This window comes from Variovorax sp. GW821-FHT09B01 (assembly GCF_059418345.1).
The window spans coordinates 139824-163792 of record NZ_JBWKPQ010000017.1 but is presented as its reverse complement, the minus strand read 5'-3'; the positions used below and the strand labels follow the sequence as shown (position 1 = coordinate 163792).

Genomic DNA, 23969 nt, shown 5'->3' with positions numbered 1-23969 from the left:
CTAGCCGCCGTACAGCCAGGGCTGGTCGAGCAGCCGCTCGCCGAGCGCGCGCATCGCGAGGTCGCGGCCCAGCCGCACCGGCCCGCTGGCATGGAAGATCTGCCCGTTGCGCCGCGCCTTCGCCTGCACCTGCGCATTGCGCTGCCAGCGCGCGGCCGCGTAGCGCGCGAAGGCCGCTGGCACGGCATCGCTGCCGCCATCGCCCAAGGCCTCCGACAGCGCCACCGCATCCTCGATCGCCATGCCCGCGCCCTGCGCAAGGTACGGCACCATCGGATGCGCGGCATCGCCCACCAGCGCCAGCCGCTCGTGCGCCATCTCGGCGGCCGAGGCCAGCGGCGGGCGATCGCTCAGGGTCCAGGCGCGCCAGGCGGGCATCGCCTCGAGCAGCGCCTGCAGCGAGGCGCCCGTGCGGCCCGTGGCGGCCTGCAGCGCCGCGAGGCTGCTGGCCTGGTCCCAGTCGTGCGCGTTGCCGGCCGGCGCCGATTCGGCGATGACCACCACGTTGAGCCATTCGCCGGCACGCACCGGATAGGCCACCGCATGCAGTTGCGGCCCGAGCCACACGTCGACGCCGGTGCGGCGCAGCGCGGGCGGCAGCGCGTCCTGCCGCGCGAGCGCACGCCAGGCGGTGTGGCCGGTGATGCGCGGCGGCTGGTCGGCCGAGGCCGCATCGAGGCGACGTCGCACCACGCTCCAGAGGCCGTCGGCACCGACCGCCGCCTCGCCCTCCCAGGCGCGCGCGTCGCTGCTCGACACGCACACGAGCTCGTCGCTGAGTTCCACGCGCTCGATCTGCGCGCCGGTCACCAGCGCGCCGGTGCCGCGCGCGCGCACGGCCTCGAGCAGCAGCCCGTGCAGGTCGGCGCGATGGATGCAGAGGTAGGGGGCGCCGTAGCGTTCACGCATGGCGGCACCGAGCGCGAGCCGGCCGATCTCGGCACCGCTGCCGGCGCTGCGCACCACCAGCGCTTCGGGCTGCGCGGCGACCCCGGCGAGGGAGTTTTCGAGGCCGAGCCGTGCGAGCCGCCGCGTGACGTTGGGGCCGAGCTGCACGCCGGCGCCGATGTCACCGAAGGCGGCCGCCTGCTCGAACACGTCGACGCGATGGCCACCACCGGCCAGCGCCAATGCGGTGGCCAGCCCCCCGATGCCGCCGCCGGCGACGAGGATGTGCGCGGGCATCGGCCTCAGCGCGCGGAGGACGAAGAGGCGGAGGAGGAAGCCGGGGTAGCCGGGTTCTGGGGGGATTTGGGACCGCAGCTGTTGCAGCTGTCGCACGAGCCGCAGCCCGAGGTCTTGGCGAGCGAGGCCGCCAGTTGCTCGGCGCGCTCGGCATCGACGAGGCCGGCGCGCTGCGTGCCGGTGGCGACCTTGCGCGCGGCGCTGCGCCGCCAGCCCGCGGGCATCCAGCGCCACACCGCGTAGAACGCGGCGCTCGCGACGATCAATCCGACGATCAGTTCTTGTGCCATGGAAGCTAGCCTTTCAGGGGCGGTTTTAACCCGCCCCGAGAGCCACCGCAACGTGGTAGGTGATGAAGCACGCGATGTAGGCCAGCGCGAACAGGTAGCCCGCCATGATCCACACGTACTTCCACTGGCCGGTCTCGCGCTTGACCGTGGCCAGGGTCGAGATGCATTGCGGCGCGAACACGTACCAGACCAGCAGCGACAGCGCGGTCGCCAGCGACCAGCTGCCGGCGATCAGCGGCTCGAGCGCGCCGGCCACGTCGTCGCCGGTGGCCGAGAGCGCGTAGACCGTGCCCAGCGCGCCCACCGCGACTTCGCGCGCGGCCATGCCCGGCACCAGCGCGATCGAGATCTGCCAGTTGAAGCCGATGGGCGCGAAGATGTGCTCGAGGCCGCGGCCGATCATGCCGGCCAGGCTGTACTGGATCGCCGGTCCGGTCGCGCCTTCGGGCGGCGATGGGAAGGTCGAGAGGAACCACAGCAGGATGGTCAGCGTGAGGATGATCGTGCCCACGCGCTGGATGAAGATCCATGCGCGCTCGTACAGGCCCAGCAGCAGGTTGCGCGGATTGGGCCAGCGGTAGGCCGGCAGTTCCATCATCAGCGAGGAGCGCTGCGTGTTGTCGCGGAAGCGCTTCATCACCCAGGCCACCAGCATCGCCGAGACGATGCCGAAGACGTAGAGCGCGAACAGCACCACGCCCTGCAGGTTGAACACGCCGGCCACGGTGCGCGCCGGGATGAAGGCCGCGATCAGCAGCGCATAGACCGGCAGCCGCGCCGAGCAGGTCATCAGCGGCGCGATCATGATGGTGGTGATGCGGTCGCGCCAGTTGCTGATGGTGCGCGTGGCCATCACGCCCGGGATGGCGCAGGCGAAGCTCGACAGCAGCGGAATGAACGAGCGGCCCGACAGCCCCACGGTGCCCATCACGCGGTCGAGCAGGAAGGCCGCGCGCGGCAGGTAGCCGGAATCCTCGAGCGCCAGGATGAACAGGAACAGGATCAGGATCTGCGGCAGGAAGACGATCACGCCGCCCACGCCCGCGATCACGCCGTCGACCAGCAGGCTCTGCAGCATGCCCTCGGGCATGTGGGCCTTGAGCAGCTCGCCCAGGCCCTCGGTGGCGGCCTTGATGGCGTCCATCGGCACGTTGGCCCAGCTGAACACGGCCTGGAACATCAGGAACATGGTGACCGCGAGCACCAGCATGCCCCAGACCGGATGCATCACGATGCGGTCGATGCGGTCGCTGGTGACCAGGCTGCTCGCGGGCTCCTTCACCGCCAGGCCGAGGATGCGGCGCACCTCGCGCTGGGTGGCGAGCACGTCGTCGAGGCCGGGCGCATGCCAGGGCTGCGGCGTGGCCGCGGCCACCGGGGTGTCGAGCACGGCCAGCAGTTCCTTGGCGCCGCCGGACTGCACGCCGACGGTCTCGATCACCGGCAGGCCGAGTTCGCGCGACAGCACGGCCGTGTCGACCGCGATGCCCTGCTTGCGCGCCATGTCGGTCATGTTGAGCGCGACCACCATCGGCAGGCCGAGCTTCTTGGCGTCGAGCACCAGGCGCAGGTTCAGGCGCAGGTTGGTGGCGTCGGTCACGCAGACCAGCAGGTCGGGCAGCGCCTCCTGGCTCTGGCCGGTGACGACGTCGCGCGTGACGGCTTCGTCGGCCGACAGCGCGTTGAGGCTGTAGGCACCGGGCAGGTCGAGCACGAACACGCGCCGGCCCGCGGGCGTGCGCAGGCTGCCTTCCTTGCGCTCGACGGTCACGCCCGCGTAGTTGGCGACCTTCTGGCGGCTGCCGGTCAGCAGGTTGAACAGCGCGGTCTTGCCGCAGTTGGGATTGCCCAGCAGCGCGATGCGGTTGGGCTGGCCGGTGGCGGCGAAACCGCCCGGGCCCTGGATCACGGCTTCAACCATGGCGCGCACCTCCGGCGGCATCGGCGCCCGGCGCCACGTGGATCAGCGCGGCCTCGTGGCGGCGCAGCGCGAAGGTGGTGTGGCCCAGCCGCACCGCGATCGGCTCGCGGCCCGGCATGCCGCTGGCGACGATGCGCACCGACTCGCCCGGCACGAAGCCGATCTCGGTCAGGCGCAGCACCAGCTCGCGGTCTTCCGCGCCTTCGGGCCGGGCGACGTCGAGCACGGTGGCCCACTGATGATCGGGAAGCTGGTCGAGGCGCAGGCCCGCGGAGGCCGGCGCAGTGGCCGCCTGGGCGGCGATGTTGTTGGTTTGCACGGTGGGAGTGCGCTCGGAACCCCGGGAGCGCCAGTTAGCAAAACCAGGATGCTATCAATTCTCAATCGCGTAAACCTGACCAAGACCCCACAAATCCGACGATCGCGCCCCGCGCCGGTGCGTTTCGACCCCGGTGGAACCGGGGATCGAGGGTCAGTTCAGGCCGAGCATGCCGCGCAGCTTCGACAGATCTTCGGCCAGCGTGTTGACCCGGCCGGCCAGCAGCTTGCGGTCGCGCTCGCTGAGCTTCGAATAGGTTTCGAAGCCGCCGTCGGGCGTGCGGTACTTCGCGAGCGTGTCGAACACCACCTTGAAGTTGGCGTCGGCCTTGTCCGAGAAGGCCTTGTTCTCCTTCACCACCAGCGGGCGCAGCAGCTCGACGATCTTGAAGGCGCCCTCGAAGTTGGACTGGAAGTCCCACAGGTCGGTGTGGCTGTAGCGGTTCTCCTCGCCCGAGATCTTGGTGGCCGCGACCTCCTCCATCAGCACGGCGGCGCCGCCCACCACCTTCTCGGGCGGGAAGGTCAGCGCGCCCAGGCGTTTCTGCAGCTCGAGCACGTCGGCCAGCAGCTTGTCGGCCACGGGGTTCAGTTCCTTCGTGCTCTTCTGCACCCACAGGCCGTACTCGATGCGGTGGAAGCCGCCGAAGGCCGGGTCCTTCTCGGCCTTCTCGTGGTCGTCGGCGCGCGAGTCGATGGACTTGTCGAGGTCGTTGAACAGCTCGGCCACCGGCTCGATGCGCTCGTAGCTCGTGCGCGTCGGCGCGTACAGCTTCTTCGCCTTCTCGATGTCACCGGCCTTCACCGCGGCGGTGAAGGCACGGGTGTCCGCGGCCAGCTTGCGCACGTTCTCGGCGACGTAGATCTTGTAGTCGGAGATCGGGCCGACCAGCTCGAGCGGCGACACGGCCGCCTGCGCACCGGCGGCGTAGAGGCCGGCGATGCCTGCGAGGAAGGTGGCGAGGAAGCGACGGCGGAACTGCACGGTCATGGATCTCCTTGGTTCTGAGGGTGGTGAAAAAACTTTGGGGGGGGCGCGCGGCGCGCTCAGGCGGCCATCAGGCCGCGCCCGAGCCAGTCGGCCTCGTCGCGCACGCCCGGCAGCGTGAAGAAGAAGCCGCCGCCGATGGGCTTGATGTATTCCTCGAGCGGCTCGCCGTCGAGGCGCGTCTGCACGGCGATGAAGCCGTCCTCGAGGTTGGCCTGGTAGCAGATGAACAAGAGGCCCATCTCGAGCTGGCCCGACTTGGTGACGCCGTTCGAATAGTTGAAGGGCCGCCGCAGCATGAGGTTCTTGTCCGAAGCCCTGGTGCGCGGGTTGGCCAGCCGGATGTGCGCGTCGAGCGGCGTGGTCTTGCCCTCGGGGTCCTTCGCGTAGTCGGGCACGTCGTGCTCGGTCCTGCCGCCGTCCATCGGCGCGCCCGTGGGCTTGAGCCGGCCCATGATGGCCTCCTGCTCCTGCAGCGGCGTGCGGTCCCAGCGCTCGACGAAGTTGCGGATGATGCGCACCGCCTGGTAGCTGCCGCCCACGGCCCAGGCCGGCTCGTCGCCGCCGGCCGGCACCCAGACGATGCGGTCCATCAGCGTGTTGTCGGCCGAATCGGGATTGGCCGAGCCGTCGCGAAAACCGAGGAAGTTGCGCGCGCTCTCGGCCGGCTTGCCGGGCACGGCCGCAATCGGCGGCACCGTGCCCTCCTGCTTCCAGTGCAGCACCAGCAGGTCGGGCGTGTTCTTGATGATGTCGCGCAGCGCGTGGATGTTGGTGTCGGGCGTGTTGGCGCAGAACTGGATCGACAGGTCGCCATGGCACAGCGCGGCATCGAGCGCGTCGTTCGGATGGCGCTGCATCTGGTTCAGCCGCCTGGGCTTCTTCGCGGCGAGGCCGAAACGCTCGTCGAACAGCGAGGTGCCGACCGAGACGGTGACGGTGAGCCCGTCGGGCTGCACCACCGGCCCGAGGATGCCCGAGCCCGCGGGCGGCAGCTTGGGATCGGGATCGGTCTGCGGGCCGCCCTGCGTGAGGAAGGCGATGCGCTCGGTCAGCGTGCGGAACAGGCGCTCGAGGTCGGCGCGGTTCTCGGCCAGCACGTAGAACGAGGCGATCATGCCGGCCGTCGGCCGCGGCGTGACGATGCCGGCCTGGTGCCGGCCGCGGAAGGGCACGCGGTCCTGCGTGTGGGTGCTCTGCGGCGCGTCCGTGACCTGGGCGCCGGCATCGGGCCCGTCGGGCGGGCCCGAGGGCGCGGCGGCATGCGCGGCCGCGGCCAGGCCGGCGAAGGCGGCACCGGCCGCGCCGAGCATGCGGCGACGGTGCGGGGAGGCGGGTGGCCCGTCGGTGGGGAGGGATTCGTTCTTCGTGGTCATGAGAGATCGGAGGGCAATAGCCTCATTCCAGGCCGAGCGCGGCATTCACCTTGGCCAGTTCCTCGGCCAGCGCGCGCACGGGTTCGGCCAGGGCCTTGCGCTGCGCCTCGTCGAGCGGCGCGGGCTTGAAGCCCTCGCCTTCGCGGTACGGCGCGAGCGCGGCGTCGAAGGCGGCGAAGCGTTCGTCCAGGCTCTTCTGCAGCGCGGGCGCAGCCTTCACCAGCAGCGGCTGCAGCAGGTCGGCGATCTTCTTCGTGCCTTCGTAGCTGCCCTGCAGGTTCGCGAGTTCGGCATGGCCGTAGTGGTCCTCGCCGCCCGCGGGCAGGTTGTCGGCCACGCGGCGCAGCAGCTTCGAGGCCGAACTCGCGAGCCGCTCGGGCGGCATGTTCAGGCCGCGCAGCCGCTCCTTGAGCACGCCGATGTCGGCGATCAGTTGCGCCACCACGGGCGCGAGCGGCTTCAGGTCGTTCTGGCCGTACAGCGCGTACTCGATGCGGTGGAAGCCCGTGAAGCCGGCATCGGCCTCGCGCTTCTCGAAGTAGTCGGCGCGCGCGTTGATGCGCGTGTCGAGGTCGGCGAACAGCTCGGCCATCGGCTCGATGCGCTTGTAGGCCTGGTGGGCGGGCGCATAGAGCGCCCTCGCCTGCTGCAGGTCGCCGGCCTGGACCGCGTCGGCCAGCGCGCGCACCGCGTCCTCGAGCGAGCCGGCCTCCAGGCGCAGGAAGGTCTGGTACTCCGCCAGCGCGCCCACGTAGTTGACCAGCGAGGGCCGCGCCGCCTCGGCCTCGGAGGCGGCCGAGGGCGTCACGCGCAGCTTGCCGCGCGGGTTGCTCAAGAGGCCGCAGGTGATCGCGAAATCGCCGGGCTGCAGCTTCACCGTCATGGTCTGCGAGAAGCCCGGCGCGATGTTCTCGCGCTCCTCCACCACCATCACGCCGTCGAGGATCTCCCACTCGAGCGCGCGGTTCGACTGGTTGACGATGGTGAAGGTGGTGCGCCCGGCCGGCACCGTGATCTCGTTGGGCTCGCAGACATTGCCGCGGATCGTGACGGTGACCGCGTTGTCGGCGGCCTTCGGCGGCGCCTGGCGCGCGTGGTTGGAGGCATACCAGAAGGCCGCGAGGCCGGCGAGCGCCAGCAGGGCCGACGCGGCGACCGCCGCGCGCATCAGGTGGGAAGAAGGTGCCTTGGGTTCGGGAGAGGAGGAGGACATCGAAAGGGTTTCAGCGGGCCGCGGCCGCGCGCGGCGCCGGCGCGGCCGGACGCAGGAAGAAGAACAGGGCGAGGGCCAGGAAGGCCAGGTAGACGACGACCTCGCCCACCACGGGCGCGGCCTGGTAGCCGAGCAGGCCCGACAGCACGGCGCCCAGCGGGCTGTCCATCGGCAGGGTCTCGCTCATGTCGAAGACCACCGTCTGCAGGTGGTTCCAGACGCCGCCCTCGTGCAGCTTGCGCAGCACGCCGGCCAGCAGGCCCGCGGCCACCAGCAGGATGAAGAGGCCGGTGAAGCGGAAGAAGCGCCGCAGGTCGAGCCGCACGCCGCCCGAATAGAGGCCGTAGCCGACCACCACCGACACCGCGATGCCGGCGAGCGCGCCAACCGGTGCTTCCCAGCCGCTGCTCTGCTGGAAGATCGCGAGCAGGAAGAACACCGACTCCAGACCTTCGCGCGCGACCGCGAGGAACACCATGCCGATCAGCGCCCAGCCCTGGCCGTCCGAGCCCTTGGCGAGCGCCTGGTCGATCGAGGCCTGCAGCTCGCCCTTGATCGAGCGCGCGGCCTTGCGCATCCAGAACACCATCGAGGTCAGCATCACCACCGCGATCAGCCCGACCACGCCCTCGAACAGCTCCTGCTGCTTCTGCGGGAATTCGGCCGCGAGCAATTGCAGCCCGGCGCCCGCGAACAGCGACAGCGCGGTAGCCAGCAGCACGCCGACCCACACCGCGGGCATCAGCGCGCCGCGCCCGCTCTGCTTGAGGTAACTGGCGACGATGCCGACGATCAGCGCGGCTTCGATGCCTTCGCGCAGCATGATGAGAAAGGGGATGAGCATCGGCTTCGGAATTCAGGGCGAGAGGAGCCCTCCGGAACCGGCGCGATCAGCGGCGCTGCATGTCGGCTCCCCGGAGGAGCGGACGAGGATAACCCATCAAACAAGAACCATTCTCATCTGATGGGCTTTTCTTACCGAATGGTAATGAAAGCCCTGTGACAGGCAGGGTCAGACCGCCAGTTCGACGATGCGCGCGTCGACCGCGCCGCCCTCGATCCGCAGTTCGGCGACGGCGATCGGCAGGCTGAAGCGCCGCGGCCCCGCGCTGCCCGGGTTCACGTAGAGCACGCCGCCGCGTTCCTCGATCCTGGGCTTGTGCGAATGGCCCGAGACCACCACGCGCACGCCGGCCGCGGCCGGGTCGATGGCCAGTTGCGCGAGATCGTGAATGGCATAGAGATGCACGCTGCCGAAGGCCACGCGCTCGGTCTCGGCAATGCCCTCGGCCCAGGCCTCGCGGTCGTTGTTGCCGCGCACCACGGTCAGCGGCGCGATCGCGCGCAGGGCTTCGAGGATGGCGGGACTGCCGATGTCGCCGCCATGCACGATGAAGTCGCAGCCCTGCAAGGCGGCCACGGCCTGCGGGCGCAGCAGGCCGTGGGTGTCGGAGATCAGTCCGACGCGCGTCACCGAATCAGGCGGCCAGCAGCTGCCGCAGCACGAACGGCAGGATGCCGCCGTGCTTGTAATAGTCGACCTCGATCGGCGTGTCGATGCGCAGGCGCACCGTCACCTCCTGGTGCGTGCCGTCGGGGCGGTGCACGACCAGCTTCACGTCCATCTGCGGCTTGAGCTCGCCGCCGATCACCACGTCGATCTGCTCGTCGCCCGTGAGGCCCAGCGTCTGCCAGGAATCGGCGCCGCGGAACTGCAGCGGCAGCACGCCCATGCCGACCAGGTTGGCGCGGTGGATGCGCTCGAAGCTGCGTGCCACCACGGCCTTGATGCCCAGCAGCTGCGTGCCCTTGGCGGCCCAGTCGCGCGACGAGCCGGTGCCGTACTCCTCGCCGCCGAACACCACCGTGGGCGTGCCCTGGGCGATGTACTTCATGGCCGCGTCGTAGATGAACATCTTCTCGTTGCCGGGCTGGAACAGCGTGACGCCGCCCTCCTCCTGCGTGCCGTTGGCGTCCGGCGGAATCATCAGGTTCTTGATGCGCACGTTGGCGAAGGTGCCGCGCATCATCACGTCGTGGTTGCCGCGGCGCGAGCCGTAGCTGTTGAAGTCGGCCTTGGGCACGCCGTGCGCCTTCAGCCAGATGCCCGCGGGCGAGCTTTCCTTGATCGAGCCGGCCGGCGAGATGTGGTCGGTGGTGATCGAGTCGCCGAACAGCGCCATGATGCGCGCGCCCTTGAAGCCCGCGTCCGAGGCATGCGGCTTCATCTTGAAGCCCTCGAAGAACGGCGGCTCGGCGATGTAGGTCGAGGTGGGCCAGTCGTAGACCTGGCCCGTGGTGCCCTTGATGCTGCTCCAGAACTTGCCCGGGTCGGTCTTGACCTTGTCGTAGTTGGCGCGGAACGACTTGGCGTTCATCGCGAAGCGCAGGTTCTGGTCGATCTCCTTCGGCGTGGGCCAGATGTCGCCGAGGTAGACGTCCTTGCCGCCCTTGCCCTTGCCCACCGGCTGGGTCATCAGGTCGACCATCACGTTGCCCGCGATCGCGAAGGCCACCACCAGCGGCGGCGAGGCCAGGAAGTTGGCCTTGAGGTTCGGATGAATGCGCGCCTCGAAGTTGCGGTTGCCCGAGAGCACGGCCGCGCCGATCAGGTCGTTCTTGGTGATGATCTCGTTGATCTCGGGCGTGAGGTCGCCCGCGTTGCCGATGCAGGTGGTGCAGCCGTAGCCCGCGAGGTAGAAGCCCAGCTTCTCGAGGTAGGGCAGCAGGCCGGCCTTCTCGAGGTACTCGGTCACGATGCGCGAGCCGGGCGCCAGCGAGGTCTTGACGTGCGGCTTGACCGAGAGGCCGGCTTCCACCGCCTTCTTGGCCAGCAGGCCCGCGGCCAGCATCACGCTCGGGTTCGAGGTGTTGGTGCACGAGGTGATGGCGGCGATCAGCACGTCGCCGTTGCCGATGGTCACCTCGCCCTTGGACTTGGACGGCGCCGCCGGCGCGGTGGCGCTCACGTGCGCGGCCGCCTTGGTCGTGCGGTTGGCCACCATCTCGACCAGGTCGCGCGGCGCGCCCGGCGCGGGCGCGGCGGTCTCCTCGTCGTTGCCGGCGCCGGCCGGCGCGAGCGGGTAGCGCAGCTTGAGCTTGTCGGCCGGCTGGTTGAAGCCGTTGGCGTCGTTGGGCTTGCTGTAGAGCTCGGAGAACTTGGTCGACAGGTGGCCCAGGTCGATGCGGTCCTGCGGCCGCTTCGGGCCGGCCAGGCTCGGCGAGACGGTGCCGAGGTCCAGGCGCACGACCTTGGTGTAGTCGATGTCGCCGGGGTTGGGCATGCCGAACAGGCCCTGTGCCTTGTAGTAGGCCTCGAAGCGCTCGACCTCCTCCTTGGTGCGGCCTGTGCCCTCGAAGTAGGCGACGGTCATCTCGTCGACCGGGAAGAAGCCCATGGTGGCGCCGTACTCGGGCGCCATGTTGCCGATGGTGGCGCGGTCGGGCACGGCGATCGAGGCGGCGCCCGGGCCGAAGAACTCGACGAACTTGCCCACCACCTTCTCGGCGCGCAGGATCGCGGTGACGAACAGCACCAGGTCGGTGGCGGTCACGCCCTCGCGCAGCTTGCCGGTGAGCTCGAAGCCCACCACGTCGGGCGTGAGCATGTAGACCGGCTGGCCCAGCATCGCGGCCTCGGCCTCGATGCCGCCCACGCCCCAGCCGACCACGCCCACGCCGTTGATCATGGTGGTGTGGCTGTCGGTGCCGACCAGCGAGTCGGGGTAGTAGACCGGGACCTCGCCCTTGTCGTTGGGGTTCGAATAGACGCCGCGCGCGAAGTACTCGAGGTTGACCTGGTGCACGATGCCGAAGCCCGGCGGCACGACGCGGAAGGTGTCGAAGGCCTGCATGCCCCACTTCATGAACTGGTAGCGCTCGTTGTTGCGCTGGAACTCGAGCTTCATGTTGAGGTCGAGCGCCTTGGGCGTGCCGTAGTAGTCGACCATCACCGAGTGGTCGACCACCAGGTCGACCGGCACCAGCGGCTCGATGGTCTTGGGCGACTTGCCCAGCTTGGCGGCCACGCTGCGCATGGCGGCCAGGTCGGCCAGCAGCGGCACGCCGGTGAAGTCCTGCAGCACCACGCGGGTCACGACGAAGGGGATCTCGTCGGTGCGCTCGGCGTTCGGCGCCCAGTGGGCCAGTTCCTCGACATGCTTGGCCGACACCTTCTGGCCGTCGCAATTGCGCAGCACCGACTCGAGCACGATGCGGATCGACACCGGCAGCCGATCGACGCTCGGATGCTGCTTGGCCAGCTCCTTGAGGGACCAGTACTTGCCGGCCTTGCCCGATGCGGTCTTGAAGGTCTTGAGGGTGGACGCAAAGGCGTGAGCCGGTGCTTTGGCCATGTGTGGGACTCCTTGGGGAATGTGTTCGTGAAGCGCCTCAAAGGTTAGCAGGGATGAATGTCAATTGCTGTAGTCAGGCATCGCATCGGCGGGGGCAAAAGGCCATGGCGGCCATTGACAAAAAGGCCTCCCGCGTGGCCATGAAAAAGGCGCCCTCGCGGGGCGCCTCGACAGTCGGTGGACGGAAGGCGGTCAGGCCAGCGCCATCCGCGCCATCGGCCGGCTCGCGCGCAGCCCGCTCCATTGCAGCTCGGCCAGCACCAGCACGCACACCGCCTGCGCCAGCACCCAGGCCACGCCCAGCACGGTCACCGGGAACAGGCCACCGGCCAGCAAGGCGGCGCAGGCCACGGCCCAGCCCAGGTTGCCGAGCATGACCACGCCGATCAGCGTGCGCGGCGGGGTGGCGCGGCTGGCCATGAAGGCGGCCGCCGCGGCATAGGCCAGCAGGAACACGCCGGTGCCCAGCAGCAGCGCCGCCGGCAGGCCGGTGAGGCGGGCCAGGGTGTCGGTGAAAGCGACCTGCAGCGCGCCGGTGCCGGCGCAGGAAGCGGCGTCGGCCCACATCACGCGGGGCAGGAAACGCGGCGAGGCGAAGAGCGTGGAACGTGCGGTCATGAGGTTTCTCCTTCGGTTCGGGTGGTACGCCGCAGAACAGTCCTGCTGCGTTGGGGTCGATGATTCCGGGACCGGCGCACAGCGTCCATGACCTGCCAGGTCATGGCGATGCGCGGCCCGCGCGCCAGAATGCGGCCCCATGAACACCCCCCGCCCCCACCCCACGAAGCCCGGCCAGCCGGGTGCGCGCGATCCCTTCGGCGTGCACCTGCGGCACTGGCGCACGCACCGCCGCCTGAGCCAGCTCGACCTGGCGCAGGAGGCCGAGGTCTCGACCCGGCACCTGAGCTACGTGGAAACCGGCCGCGCCGCCCCCAGCCGAGAGATGGTGCTGCGGCTGGCCGAGCGGCTGGACGTGCCGCTGCGCGAACGCAACGCGCTGCTGGTGGCCGCGGGCTTCGCGCCCATGTACCGCCAGCGCTCGCTCGACGACCCGGCCATGGCCTCGGCGCGCCGCGCGGTCGACCTGGTGCTCAAGGGCCACGAGCCCTTTCCGGCGCTGGCGGTGGACCGCCACTGGAACCTGGTGGCCTACAACGCGCTGGTGCCGCTGTTGATGGAAGGCGCGTCGGCCGAGCTGGTGACGCCGCCCGTCAACGTGCTGCGCCTGAGCCTGCGGCCCGACGGGCTGGCCTCGCGCATCGCCAACCTCGCGCAATGGCGCGCCCACCTGCTCGAGCGGCTGCAGCAGCAGATCGCGGCCACCGGCGACCGCGTGCTGGTCGAGCTGCACGACGAACTCGCGGCCTACCCCGTGCCCCACGTGGGCCACGACACCCCGCCCGCGGGCGGCGAGCTGTCGGGCGTGGTGGTGCCGTTCCAGCTCGTGACGCCGAACGGCGTGCTGAGCTTCATCAGCACCACCACCATCTTCGGCACGCCGGTGGACATCACGTTGCAGGAACTCGCGGTGGAGTCGTTCTTTCCGGCCGATGCGCAGACGGCGGCGGCGCTGCCGGCCCTGGTTGCGCAGGCGAAGGCGCTGGCTGGCGCGGCGGGCTGAGCGCGCCCTCCCCCGCCTCGTCCTCGTCGCGCGCCTTCGGCCCCGGCACGTCGTCGACCTGGATCACCTTGTCGGCCGCGCGCAGATAGGCCAGCGCGAGCGCCGGATCGGCCGCCGTGCGGGCCGCGGCCTCGAGCGAGTTCGTGCGCCGCAGCACCTTGTTGAGGGCCGCGGTCTCGTCGCCCAGGCGGTCGCCGAGTTCCAGCGCGCTCATCAGGTCGCGCAGGCCGCCGGCCGCGGGTTCGCTGAGATCGGGCACCAGCCGGGCGACCACGTCGGGCCGGGTGCGCAGCGTCTCGGCCAGCGCCAGCAACTGCACGTCGCGCAGCGGCGCCAGGTGCGCGGTGCGCCGCAGCACCAGCGCGCCGATGAAGCGCCGGCCCGGCGTGGGCAGGTTGGCATAGAGGTCGTGCAGGATCGCCGCCGCCTGGTCGAGCTGCACGCGGATCGCGGCCTGCGCGAAGGGCAGCATCTCGGGCGCCGCCTCCACCCCGTAGCGCCAGACGCAGGCGCTCGCCAGGTACAGGTGGGCCAGCACGTCGCCGAGCCGTGCCGACAGCAGTTCCATGCGCTTGAGCTTGCCGCCGAGCATGCCCATGGCCAGGTCGGCGGTGAGCGCGTACTTGGCGCTCATGCGCGCGATCAGCCGGGCCTCGGGTGCCAGCGCCTCGGGCGGGCGGCCCAGCACTGGCGCGCCGAACAGGCTGTGCCAGAGGTTGCGCGCCACGTGCCCGCCATGCGCCATCAGCGCCTTGCCGAGCGCGGTCTCGTCGTTCGCCTGCACTGCGGCCATCTCGTCGAGCACGTGCGGATGGCAGCGCACCGCGCCCTGGCCGAACACGATCAGCGCGCGCGTGAGGATGTTGGCGCCCTCCACCGTGATCGCGATCGGCGCCTGCCTATAGGCCACGCTCAGCAGGTTCGAGGGGCCTGAAATGATGCCCTTGCCGCCGAGGATGTCCATGCCGTGGTTGACCGCGCGCCGGCCGGCCTCGGTCAGCTGCACCTTGAGGATCGCGCTCGCCACGCTGGGCCGCTCGCCGGCATCGAGCGCGCAGGCGGTGAAGCGGCGCGCGGCATCGCTCGCATAGAGCTCGGCCGACATCTGGGCCACCAGCCCCGCCACCGCGTGGAACTTGCCCACCGGCAGGCCGAACTGCTCGCGGATGCGGCCATAGCCGTTGCTCACGAACAGCGCGGTCTGCTGCATCGCCGAGCCGAGCGCGGGCAACGAGATGGCGCGGCCCGCGGCCAGGCACTCCATCAGCATGCGCCAGCCCTGGCCGACCTGCGGCTCGCCGCCGATCACCCAGTCCATCGGCACGAAGACCTGGCGGCCGTGGATGGGGCCGTTCATGAAGGCGCTGTCCATCGGGCGATGGCGCCGGCCGATCTCCATGCCCGCGTGCGGCACCGGGATCAGCGCGCAGGTGATGCCGAGATCGCGCTGGCCCTCGGGCCGGCTCTCGTCGACCGCGTGGAAGGCCAGGCCGACCACGGTGGCCACGGGCGCCAGCGTGATGTAGCGCTTGTCGAAGTCGACCAGGAAGCCGCGCGTGCGCCGGCCCTCGAACTCGCGCTCCACCAGCACGCCGCGGTCGGGGATCGAAGCGGCATCGGAGCCCGCGTAGGGCGAGGTCAGGCCGAAGCACGGCAGCTCGCGGCCATCGGCCAGGCGCGGCAGGTAGTGCTGCTTCTGGCCATCGGTGCCGTAGCGCAGCAGCAGCTCGGCCGGACCGAGCGAGTTGGGCACCATCACCGTGACCGCCGTCGCGACGTTGACGGTGGCGATGCGCGCCACCACCGTGGCATGGGCGTGGTGGCCGAAGCCCAGGCCGCCGAACTCCTCGGGAATGATCATCCCGAAGAAGCGCTGCTCGCGCAGGTAGCGCCACACCTCGGGCGGCAGGTCCTTCGCTTCGTCGATCGCATGGTCGTCGAGCATCGCGCACAGCGTGCGCACCTCGCGGTCGAGGAAGGCCTGTTCGCGCTCGGTCAGGCGGTTGGGCCCGAAGGCGGCGAGCGCGTCGAAATCGGGGCGGCCGGCGAACAGCTGGCCTTCGAAACCGACGGTGCCCGCTTCGAGCGCGGCGCGTTCGGTGTCGCCCAGTGGCGGCAGCGCCTTCGAGAAAGGCTTCATGGCCCAGCGGCCGATCAACGAGGCCAGCGGCATGCGTGTCTCCTTCGCCGCGAGGCAGGCGCGCGGCGCTCGACCATGGTGCGACCGGGTCGGCCCGGACTCGGCCGGCCGAGGGCGACCGCGCGTGTCGGAGACGGGCTCGCATTCCCGGCGCTCCGCAACGCTTGACCCTCCACCCGGTGGAGACGCTACAACCCGCCCATGAACGTCAAACGACTGCTTTCCATCGGCGAGATCGCCAAGCTCAGCGGCGTGTCGGTGCGGCGCATCCGGTTCTATTCGGACGCGGGCCTGCTGCCGCCCGCGGCGCGCAGCGAGGCCAACTACCGCGGCTACACCCACGACGACGTGGCGCGGCTGGACCTGATCCGTTCGCTGCGCGACGCGGGCATCGGGCTCGAGACCATCGGGCGGACGCTGTCGGAAGGCCTGTCGCTCACCGACGTTCTGACGATCCGCCTCCAGGCCCTGGAAGCGGAAATCGCTTCCCGCCGCCGCATCGCCGCCGTGCTGCGCGCGACGCTGGCCGACGAGAAGCAGCCCACCGAAACCTCGCTACGGAGACTCTGGACCGTGACCACCCTTTCGAACACCCGCCTTCGCCAGACCATCGAGAACTTCTACGACCAGGTGGCCGCCGGCGCCCGCATGGGCGACGACTGGAAGCGCCAGATGGTCGATGCCGCCACGCCCGAGCTGCCGGCCGAACCCACGCCCGCGCAGATCGACGCCTGGACCGAACTGGCCGTCATGCTCGGCGACCCGGCCTTCATCGCGAGCATGCGCGCCGAAGCGGTCGGCATGTGGAATGGCGAATTCGATCCCGCCGCCTATGCGCAAGCGGCCAACGCCACGCTGGCCCGCGTGCGTGACGCGATCGCCGCGCGCACCGAGCCCGCGTCGGAAACCGGCCGGGCCATCGCGCAGGACTGGCTCGCGGCCTCGGCGAAGGCCATGCGCCGCGCGCCCGATGAAGAATTTCTCGCCTGGCAGCTGGGGCAATACCGCAAGCACCACGCGCGCTCGGCGCGCTACCAGGAACTGATGGCCGTGCTGCGCGGCGAGGATGCCGGCGCGGCCGCCGCGCAGGGCACCGAGTGGCGCTGGATCCACGAGGCGATGACGCCGCTGCTCGGCGCCGCGGCCTGAACGACAAGCGCGCGGCTCAGCGCCGCTTCGGCACCTGCTGCCCGGCCGGTGCCGCCGGTGCGGGCGCCGCTTGTGGCGTGGCCGCCGCGGCCGCCGGATCGCGCCAGCCGTATTCGACATAGCGCCGGATCACCAAGCAGCCCGGCGGCGAATCGATCAGCGACACCGACGAGGTCGGCTCCTTGTCGTCGGTGTAGACGGTGTAGACCGGCAGCAGCTTGGTCGCGCGGTAGTTCGGCAGCTCCTGCTGGGCGATGCTCGCGCAAGTGAACGGCGCCACCGAGATGCGCTCGGCCGCCACCGTGCAGCTGCCGCCGTCGTCGGGGATCGCGGTGATCGAGCCCGCCACGCCGGCATTCGGGAACTCGATGCCGATCAGCGAGAACACCGGGCCGCTGTCGGGGCGCTTGCGGTCCCAGTCGAGCAGCACGTCGTGGCTGCGGCTGCCCTGCACGGTCAGCGACGACAGCCGCGTGATCGCCGGCAGGCAGCGCTTGACGCCCACGCTGGCGGCCGCGCGCGTGAGGGTGTCCTGCGGCGGCGCGGGCGGTGCCTGGGGCACGAGCACGCCCTGCGCGAAGGCGGTGGCCGTCAGGGTGCAGGCCGCGGCGCACAGCAGCAGGCGGCGGATCGGAAGCGAGGTCGGGGTCATGGCCATACGTTCTTCGGGAATTCGCGCTCAAGCGTAGAGCGCCTCGATCGCGGCGGTGTAGATGCGCACGTTCTCCTCGCCTTCGGGGTCCAGCCGCTCGAGCAGCGCCCGCGCGCGCTCACGGTAGTTGGGCAGGTCGGCGTCGTGCTCGGCGAAGGCGCGCCGCAGCGCCCGGCCGCCGTCCTCGCAGTCGAAGCCCTGGTAGCGGTAGCCGCAATCGCCGATCAGGTGCGAGTTGTGCACCAGCGGATAGCCGCCGTACAGCGCCTCGTAGTAGAGGTAGTTCTGGCCGTTCTCCCAATGGTGCGCGAACACGCAGTCGACATTGGGCGGCACCACCTGGTAGACCGGGAAGCGCCCCTCGAACGAGGCCAGCCCGTGCTGCACCAGGTCCAGGCTCTGGGCGAAGCCGACGAACAGCGGCTTCTCGCGCAGGTGGAAGCTGTTGTAGACCCACAGGCGCTCGATCAGGTCGGGCTGCGCGCGGTGCGCCGCCTCGCAGCCCAGCATCGGGATGAAGCTGGTCTTCACCATGCAGATGTTGGGCTCGAAGATCGCCACGCGCCAGTGCCGACGCCCGGGCTCGTAGGCGAAGGGCTTGCCGCCACCGCTGCGCGCCAAGGCGCGCTCGAGCACCATCGGGCTCCACAGGTGCGGCATCAGGCGCACCGGCGTGCGGAAGGCGGCCTCGAAATAGGGTTTGCAGGTGGCCTCGTACTCGGGCAGCGTCCAGACCTCGTTGTAGGGCGCGAGCGTCAGCAGCAGGCCATGCGGCTTGTCGAAGATCATGCGCTCGATGTCGATCACGTAGTCGTTGCCCACACGCATCGACACGATCTTGCCGCCACGCTCGCGGAAGGCCACGGCCCAGTCACGCCCGAGCTGGGCGCTCATCTCGATCATCACGTCGAGCTCCTGCGCGGCGGTCGCCATGTCGATGATCGGCACCGGCGAATCGGCCAGGAAGCCGGCCGCGTCGGCCGGCGCGCCGTCGCCGCCGCCGGCCACGAGCACCGTGCTGGCCACGCGCGGCGAGCGCAGCAGCAGCATCACGAGGAACAGGCAGTTCTGGTAGACGCCGTTCTCCCACAGGCTTTGCTCGCCCTTGCGGATGAAGATCGAGACGCCGACGCGCAGCTTGTCGGGCATGGCGTTCATCGCGCGGCACCTCCGGCGCGGAAGTTCGCATCGCCGCCCACCAGCTGCAGCAGCCGCTGCGCATAGCCCTCGACGTTGGCGCTCGCCAGCGGATCGAGCGCGTCGAACACGCGCTGCGAGCGGGCCCTGTAGTCGCCGAGTTGCGCGTCGTGATGGCGCGCCGCGTTCAGCAGTTGTTCGACGCCGGCGCCGACCTCGAAGCCCGGGTAGTAGTAGCCCGCGTCGCGCAGCCACGGCGAGTTGTGCACCAGCGGGTAGTTGCCGTAGAGCGCGTCGAGGTAGCTGTAGTTCTGGTCGTTCTGCCACTGGTGCGACACCACCGCGTCGGCGTACTGCACCATGAAGCCCGCGAAGTCGTGCCGGCCATGGAAGATCGCCTTGTGCTCGCGCACGATGTCGAGCGAGTTCGCCAGGTAGAGCATGGTCGGGTGGTCCTTCATGTGCAGCGTGTTGAGCGCATGCATCCAGTTCACCACCTTCGGGTCGGCGCGGTAGGCGCCGTCGCAGATCAGCATCGGCAAGGTGCCGGCCTTCACCACCGAGATGTTGGGCTCGAAGATCGCCACCCGGAAGCCCGGCTGCTCGGCCGTGCGCGGCACGTAGCCGAAGCGGAAGCCCGCCGCCTCGACCTCGGCCACGCGCTGCGCGAGGAACTCGGGGGACCAGAGGTAGGGCACCACGTGCACCGGGCAGCGGTTGTACACGCGCATCATCGGCGCGAAGGTCTGGTCCTTGGGCAGCAGCCAGACCTCGTCGCAGCGGTCGGGCCGGCTGAAGTGGCCCTTGTCGGAGAAGAGGATCGGCTCGGCCAGCGACACGAAGGGCTGGCCCACGCAATGGAACACCACGCGCCCGCCGCGGGCCCGGAAATACGACAGCCACGAGACCTCGAGCGCACCCGCCATCTCGAACACCACGTCGAGCGCATCGGTGAGCTCGCGCGCCCGGCCGATCGCGAGCCCGCGCGCCGCGAGGTCGACCTGCGGCGGCATCGCCGACTGGTCGCCCGCGTCGATCAGCGTGACCGACTCCACGAACGGGATCTGCTGCAGCAGCCGGGCCAGGAACAGCACGTTCTGCCCCATGCCGTTCTCCCAGATGTTCTGGCCGGCGTGGGTGAGGACTGAAATACCGATGCGCATGGGCAGCGAGTGTCCCTCAAAAAAGGAAGGCCCCCGCGCCTGGGACGCGGGAGCCTTCGAGGGGGCTTTTCTCTCCCCGTGACTTACTTCCACTTCCAGCCGATGCCGGCGTTGATGCCCCACTCCTTGCCCGTGGTCGAGAGGCCCGCGCCCCAGGACATCTTGCCGTCGTCCGACAGGGCCTTGAAGGTCAGCGCCACCGCGCTGTAGCCCTTGTAGCTGCCGAAGCCCACGCCCACGGTCTTCTCGCCGGGGTAGAGCGTCGGCAGGTAGGTGCCCGACATCGCGAACGCCATCGCCGTGCCCGAGTAGGCGACGCGCGCCACGTCGCCGATCTGGTTGCGCACGTCGGTCAGCTGCTGCACGTTGACCGCGTCGCCCGGCAGGATGCCCGGTGCCACGTTGCTGATGCGCGTGCCGCCCGCCGCCTGGCCGGCGCCCAGCGTGATCTGGTTGTAGTTGACCGACCCGTCGGGGTTGGTCTCGTACTGCACGCTGCTCGCCTTCGAAGCCGCCGAGGCTGCCTTCAGCTGCGCCACGTTGGTGGCGTCGCTGTCGGCCGAGCCCGCGGCCACGCCGGTGATCTGGCGGAACTGGCCGTTGGCCGCATCGCCGACCGACACCGCGCCCTGCGTGCTGGTGGTGGCCTTGATCGCCGCCTCCTGCGCCGCGGTGGCGCTGCCTGGCACGTAGCCGGCGACCCCCGCGCCCCTGGAAGCCACCGAGCCCGAGCCCAGGGCCACGCCGCCGGTCTGCTGGACCACCGCGTTGAAGCCGACGGCCGTGCCGTTCGAGACGTTCGACGCCGCGCTCCTCGAGGTGCCGCCCGCATCCGCGCCGTCGCCGATCGCGACGCCCTTGCCGCCCGCGCTGGCGCCCGCACCGATCGCCTGCGAGCCGGTGGCCAGTGCCCCGGTACCGATCGCGATCGCGTTGGTGCCCGTGGCCTGCGCCCCGAAGCCCACCGCCACCGCGCCGTCGGCCGTCGCCTTCGCGCCGTTGCCCGCGGCGAAGGAGTTCGCGCCGCTGGCCACCGATTGCGGTCCGATCGCCACCGACTCCTGGCCGATGGCCTGCGAGTCGCCTGCCGTCGAGTTGGCGTGGAAGTACTTCGTGCCGTTGTTGTAGATGTTGGTGACGGTGCTGTTGGTGGTGCTCAGCCCCGTCGACAGGCTGCCGATGCCGCTGACCGACCCGCTGATGCTCGTCGACAGGCTGCTGAGGTTGCTGTTCGTCGTACTCAGCCCGCTCGACAGGCTGCCGAGACCGCTGGTGACGGTGCTCAGGCCGGTCGAGGTCGAGGTCGACAGGCTGGAGACGTTGCTGTTCGTCGTACTCAGGCCCGACGACAGGCTGCCGATGTTACTGGTCGCCGTGCTCAGGCCGGTCGACAGGCTGCTGATGCTGCTCGTGGCCGTGCTCAGACCGGTCGAGGTGGAGGTCGACAGGCTGTTGATGCTGCTGGTCGCCGTGCTCAGTCCGCTCGAGGTGGACGTCGACAGGCTGTTGATGCTGCTCGTCGCCGTGCTCAGGCCGCTCGAGGTGGACGTCGACAGGCTGTTGATGCTGCTCGTTGCCGTGCTCAAGCCGCTCGAGGTGGACGTCGACAGGCTGCCGATGCTGCTCGTCGCCGTGCTCAGGCCGCTCGACGTGGACGTCGACAGGCTGCTCACGGTGCTGTTCGTCGTGCTCAGGCCGATCGACAGGCTGCCGATGCCGCTGCTCACGGTGCTCAGGCCCACCGACAGGCTGCCGATGGAGCTGGTCGCCGTGCTCAGGCCGGTCGAGGTCGAGGTCGAAAGGCTGTCGATGTTGCTCGTGGCGGTGCTGAGACCCGTGGAGGTCGAGGTCGACAGGCTGTCGATGCTGCTCGTGGCGGTGCTGAGGCCGGTCGACGTGGAGGTCGAGAGGCTGCCGATCGAGCTCGTTGCCGTGCTGAGGCCAGTCGACGTCGACGTCGAGAGGCTGCTGACGCCGCTGGTGGCGGTGCTCAGGCCGGTGGACAGGCTGTCGATGCTGCTCGTGGCGGTGCTCAGGCCGGTCGACGTGGACGTCGACAGGCTGCCGATGGAGCTCGTCGCGGTGCTCAGGCCGGTCGACAGGCTGCCGATGCTGCTGGTCGCCGTGCTCAGGCCCGTGGAGGTCGAGGTCGACAAGCTACCGATGGAGCTCGTTGCAGTGCTCAAACCGGTCGACGTGGACGTCGACAGGCTGCCGATGGAACTCGTCGCCGTGCTCAGACCCGTGGACGTCGAAGTCGACAGGCTACCGATCGCGCTGGTGGCAGTGCTCAGACCGGTCGAGGTCGAAGTGGACAGGCTGTCGATGGAGCTCGTCGCCGTGCTCAGGCCAGTCGACAGGCTGCCGATGCTGCTGGTCGCCGTGCTCAGGCCCGTGGAGGTCGAGGTCGACAAGCTGCCGATGGAACTCGTTGCCGTGCTCAAGCCAGTCGACGTGGAAGTCGAAAGGCTGCCGATGCTGCTCGTGGCGGTGCTCAGGCCCGTCGAAGTGGACGTGGACAGACTACCGATCGAGCTCGTCGCCGTGCTCAAACCGGTCGATGTCGAGGTCGACAAGCTACCGATGCTGCTGGTCGCCGTACTCAGACCGGTCGACGTAGACGTAGACAGGCTACCGATCGAGCTGGTGGCCGTGCTCAGACCCGTGGAGGTCGAAGTCGACAAGCTGCCGATGGAGCTCGTTGCCGTGCTCAAGCCAGTGGACGTCGAGGTCGAGAGGCTGCCAATGCTGCTCGTGGCGGTGCTCAGGCCCGTCGAAGTCGACGTGGACAAGCTACCGATAGAGCTCGTTGCCGTGCTGAGGCCAGTAGACGTCGAGGTCGAGAGGCTGCCGATGGAACTCGTCGCAGTGCTCAGACCCGTCGACGTCGACGTGGACAAGCTACCGATCGAACTCGTCGCCGTGCTCAAGCCGGTCGACGTGGAAGTCGAGAGGCTGCCGATGCTGCTGGTCGCGGTGCTCAGACCCGTGGAGGTCGAAGTCGACAAGCTGCCGATGGAGCTCGTGGCCGTGCTCAAGCCGGTGGACGTCGAGGTCGAAAGGCTGCCGATGCTGCTCGTGGCGGTGCTCAGACCCGTCGAGGTCGAGGTAGACAAGCTACCGATCGAGCTGGTCGCCGTGCTCAAGCCAGTCGACGTGGAGGTCGAAAGGCTGCCAATGCTGCTCGTGGCAGTGCTCAGACCCGTGGAGGTGGAGGTCGACAAGCTGCCGATGGAGCTCGTTGCCGTGCTCAAGCCAGTCGACGTGGAGGTCGAAAGGCTGCCGATGCTGCTCGTGGCGGTGCTCAGCCCCGTCGACGTCGACGTGGACAAGCTACCGATCGAACTCGTCGCAGTGCTGAGGCCGGTAGACGTCGAGGTCGAGAGGCTGCCGATCGAGCTCGTCGCCGTGCTCAAACCGGTCGACGTGGACGTCGACAGGCTGCCGATAGAGCTGGTGGCCGTGCTCAGGCCCGTCGAGGTCGACGTGGACAAGCTGTCGATGGAGCTCGTTGCCGTGCTCAGGCCAGTGGACGTCGAAGTCGAAAGGCTGCCAATACTGCTGGTCGCCGTGCTCAGCCCCGTCGAAGTCGATGTGGACAAGCTACCGATCGAACTCGTTGCGGTGCTCAAACCAGTCGACGTCGAAGTCGAGAGACTGTCGATGCCGCTCGTGGCCGTGCTCAGGCCCGTCGAAGTCGACGTGGACAAGCTGTCTATGGAGCTCGTTGCCGTGCTCAGGCCGGTGGACGTCGAAGTCGAAAGGCTGCCAATGCTGCTGGTCGCCGTGCTCAGACCGGTCGACGTGGACGTCGACAGGCTACCGATCGAACTCGTCGCGGTGCTGAGGCCCGTGGACGTCGAGGTCGAGAGGCTGCCAATGCTGCTGGTCGCCGTGCTCAGCCCCGTCGAAGTCGATGTAGACAAGCTACCGATCGAGCTCGTTGCGGTGCTCAAGCCAGTCGACGTGGAAGTCGAGAGACTGTCGATGCTGCTCGTGGCCGTGCTCAGACCGGTCGAGGTCGATGTGGACAGGCTACCGATCGAGCTCGTTGCCGTGCTCAGGCCAGTCGATGTCGAGGTCGACAAGCTACCAATGGAACTCGTCGCAGTGCTCAAGCCGGTGGAGGTCGAGGTCGACAGGCTGTCGATGCCGCTGGTGGCCGTGCTCAAGCCAGTCGAGGTCGAAGTAGACAGGCTGTCGATGCTGCTGGTCGCGGTGCTCAGGCCCGTCGAAGTCGAGGTGGACAGGCTGCCGATCGAGCTCGTTGCCGTGCTCAGGCCGGTCGAAGTCGATGTCGACAAGCTATCGATGCTGCTGGTCGCCGTGCTCAGACCCGTCGAGGTCGACGTGGACAGGCTGCCAATGGAGCTCGTTGCCGTGCTGAGGCCAGTCGACGTCGAAGTCGAGAGGCTGTCGATGCTGCTGGTTGCGGTGCTCAGGCCCGTCGAGGTGGATGTG

At 69.6% G+C, this 23969-nt stretch carries 18 protein-coding genes; 2 read left to right on the top strand and 16 right to left on the bottom strand.

Features of this window, described 5'->3' with window-relative positions:
* From AC07RV_RS33250 to AC07RV_RS33200, 11 genes are all read right to left on the bottom strand, one after another.
* Positions 1-1185 carry an FAD-dependent monooxygenase gene (locus AC07RV_RS33250; RefSeq protein ID WP_296780233.1) on the bottom strand — a complete coding sequence of 395 codons (1185 nt, stop codon included), beginning with the start codon at positions 1183-1185 and terminating at the stop codon, positions 1-3.
* Positions 1186-1190: 5 nt separating this feature from the next.
* Complete coding sequence (locus AC07RV_RS33245; RefSeq protein ID WP_296780230.1) at positions 1191-1475, bottom strand: DUF6587 family protein; 285 nt, start codon at positions 1473-1475, stop codon at positions 1191-1193.
* Positions 1476-1500: 25 nt separating this feature from the next.
* On the bottom strand, positions 1501-3396 hold the full coding sequence (feoB, locus tag AC07RV_RS33240; RefSeq protein WP_093349278.1) for a ferrous iron transporter B: 1896 nt from the start codon (positions 3394-3396) through the stop codon (positions 1501-1503).
* A complete protein-coding gene (locus tag AC07RV_RS33235; RefSeq protein WP_296780227.1) occupies positions 3389-3715 on the bottom strand; it encodes a FeoA family protein in 327 nt (108 codons plus the stop codon). The genes feoB and AC07RV_RS33235 overlap by 8 nt, the downstream gene beginning before the upstream one ends.
* A gap of 153 nt (positions 3716-3868) precedes the next feature.
* Positions 3869-4705 carry an iron uptake system protein EfeO gene (gene efeO / locus AC07RV_RS33230; protein WP_296780224.1) on the bottom strand — a complete coding sequence of 279 codons (837 nt, stop codon included), beginning with the start codon at positions 4703-4705 and terminating at the stop codon, positions 3869-3871.
* A 56-nt stretch (positions 4706-4761) separates the two neighbouring features.
* The gene (gene efeB, locus AC07RV_RS33225; RefSeq protein ID WP_296780222.1) at positions 4762-6078 is read right to left on the bottom strand and encodes an iron uptake transporter deferrochelatase/peroxidase subunit; all 1317 of its coding nucleotides are present in this window, start codon (positions 6076-6078) and stop codon (positions 4762-4764) included.
* A gap of 22 nt (positions 6079-6100) precedes the next feature.
* A complete protein-coding gene (gene efeO / locus AC07RV_RS33220) occupies positions 6101-7291 on the bottom strand; it encodes an iron uptake system protein EfeO (RefSeq protein ID WP_296780219.1) in 1191 nt (396 codons plus the stop codon).
* A gap of 10 nt (positions 7292-7301) precedes the next feature.
* Complete coding sequence (efeU, locus tag AC07RV_RS33215) at positions 7302-8135, bottom strand: iron uptake transporter permease EfeU (RefSeq protein ID WP_296780217.1); 834 nt, start codon at positions 8133-8135, stop codon at positions 7302-7304.
* Between the two features lie 168 nt (positions 8136-8303).
* Positions 8304-8765 (bottom strand): metallophosphoesterase family protein, encoded by a 462-nt coding sequence (locus AC07RV_RS33210; protein WP_296780215.1) that lies wholly within the window; start codon positions 8763-8765, stop codon positions 8304-8306.
* 4 nt (positions 8766-8769) lie between these two features.
* Positions 8770-11646, bottom strand: a complete 2877-nt coding sequence (locus tag AC07RV_RS33205; protein WP_296780213.1) for an aconitate hydratase — start codon at positions 11644-11646, stop codon at positions 8770-8772.
* Positions 11647-11838: 192 nt separating this feature from the next.
* The gene (locus AC07RV_RS33200; RefSeq protein ID WP_296780210.1) at positions 11839-12264 is read right to left on the bottom strand and encodes a hypothetical protein; all 426 of its coding nucleotides are present in this window, start codon (positions 12262-12264) and stop codon (positions 11839-11841) included.
* 139 nt (positions 12265-12403) lie between these two features.
* Between AC07RV_RS33200 and AC07RV_RS33195 the strand changes: the two genes are divergently transcribed.
* Positions 12404-13267: a helix-turn-helix domain-containing protein gene (locus AC07RV_RS33195; protein ID WP_209541271.1), complete on the top strand. Its 864-nt coding sequence runs from the start codon at positions 12404-12406 to the stop codon at positions 13265-13267.
* Here AC07RV_RS33195 and AC07RV_RS33190 read toward each other — a convergent pair.
* Positions 13155-15440: an acyl-CoA dehydrogenase gene (locus AC07RV_RS33190; RefSeq protein WP_296780206.1), complete on the bottom strand. Its 2286-nt coding sequence runs from the start codon at positions 15438-15440 to the stop codon at positions 13155-13157. The genes AC07RV_RS33195 and AC07RV_RS33190 overlap by 113 nt on opposite strands.
* A 168-nt stretch (positions 15441-15608) precedes the next feature.
* Here AC07RV_RS33190 and AC07RV_RS33185 point away from each other — a divergent pair, with 168 nt between their 5' ends.
* The gene (locus tag AC07RV_RS33185; RefSeq protein WP_296780204.1) at positions 15609-16556 is read left to right on the top strand and encodes a MerR family transcriptional regulator; all 948 of its coding nucleotides are present in this window, start codon (positions 15609-15611) and stop codon (positions 16554-16556) included.
* Positions 16557-16572: 16 nt separating this feature from the next.
* Here the strand turns inward: AC07RV_RS33185 and AC07RV_RS33180 are convergent, their stop codons facing one another.
* From AC07RV_RS33180 to AC07RV_RS33165, 4 genes are all read right to left on the bottom strand, one after another.
* Positions 16573-17208: a hypothetical protein gene (locus AC07RV_RS33180; RefSeq protein WP_296780201.1), complete on the bottom strand. Its 636-nt coding sequence runs from the start codon at positions 17206-17208 to the stop codon at positions 16573-16575.
* Positions 17209-17235: 27 nt separating this feature from the next.
* Complete coding sequence (locus AC07RV_RS33175) at positions 17236-18366, bottom strand: DUF2827 domain-containing protein (protein ID WP_208513672.1); 1131 nt, start codon at positions 18364-18366, stop codon at positions 17236-17238.
* A complete protein-coding gene (locus tag AC07RV_RS33170; RefSeq protein ID WP_296780197.1) occupies positions 18363-19508 on the bottom strand; it encodes a DUF2827 domain-containing protein in 1146 nt (381 codons plus the stop codon). The genes AC07RV_RS33175 and AC07RV_RS33170 overlap by 4 nt, the downstream gene beginning before the upstream one ends.
* Positions 19509-19591: 83 nt before the next feature.
* A partial coding sequence (locus AC07RV_RS33165) for a YadA family autotransporter adhesin (protein WP_493196363.1) occupies positions 19592-23969 on the bottom strand: 4378 nt, incomplete at its 5' end.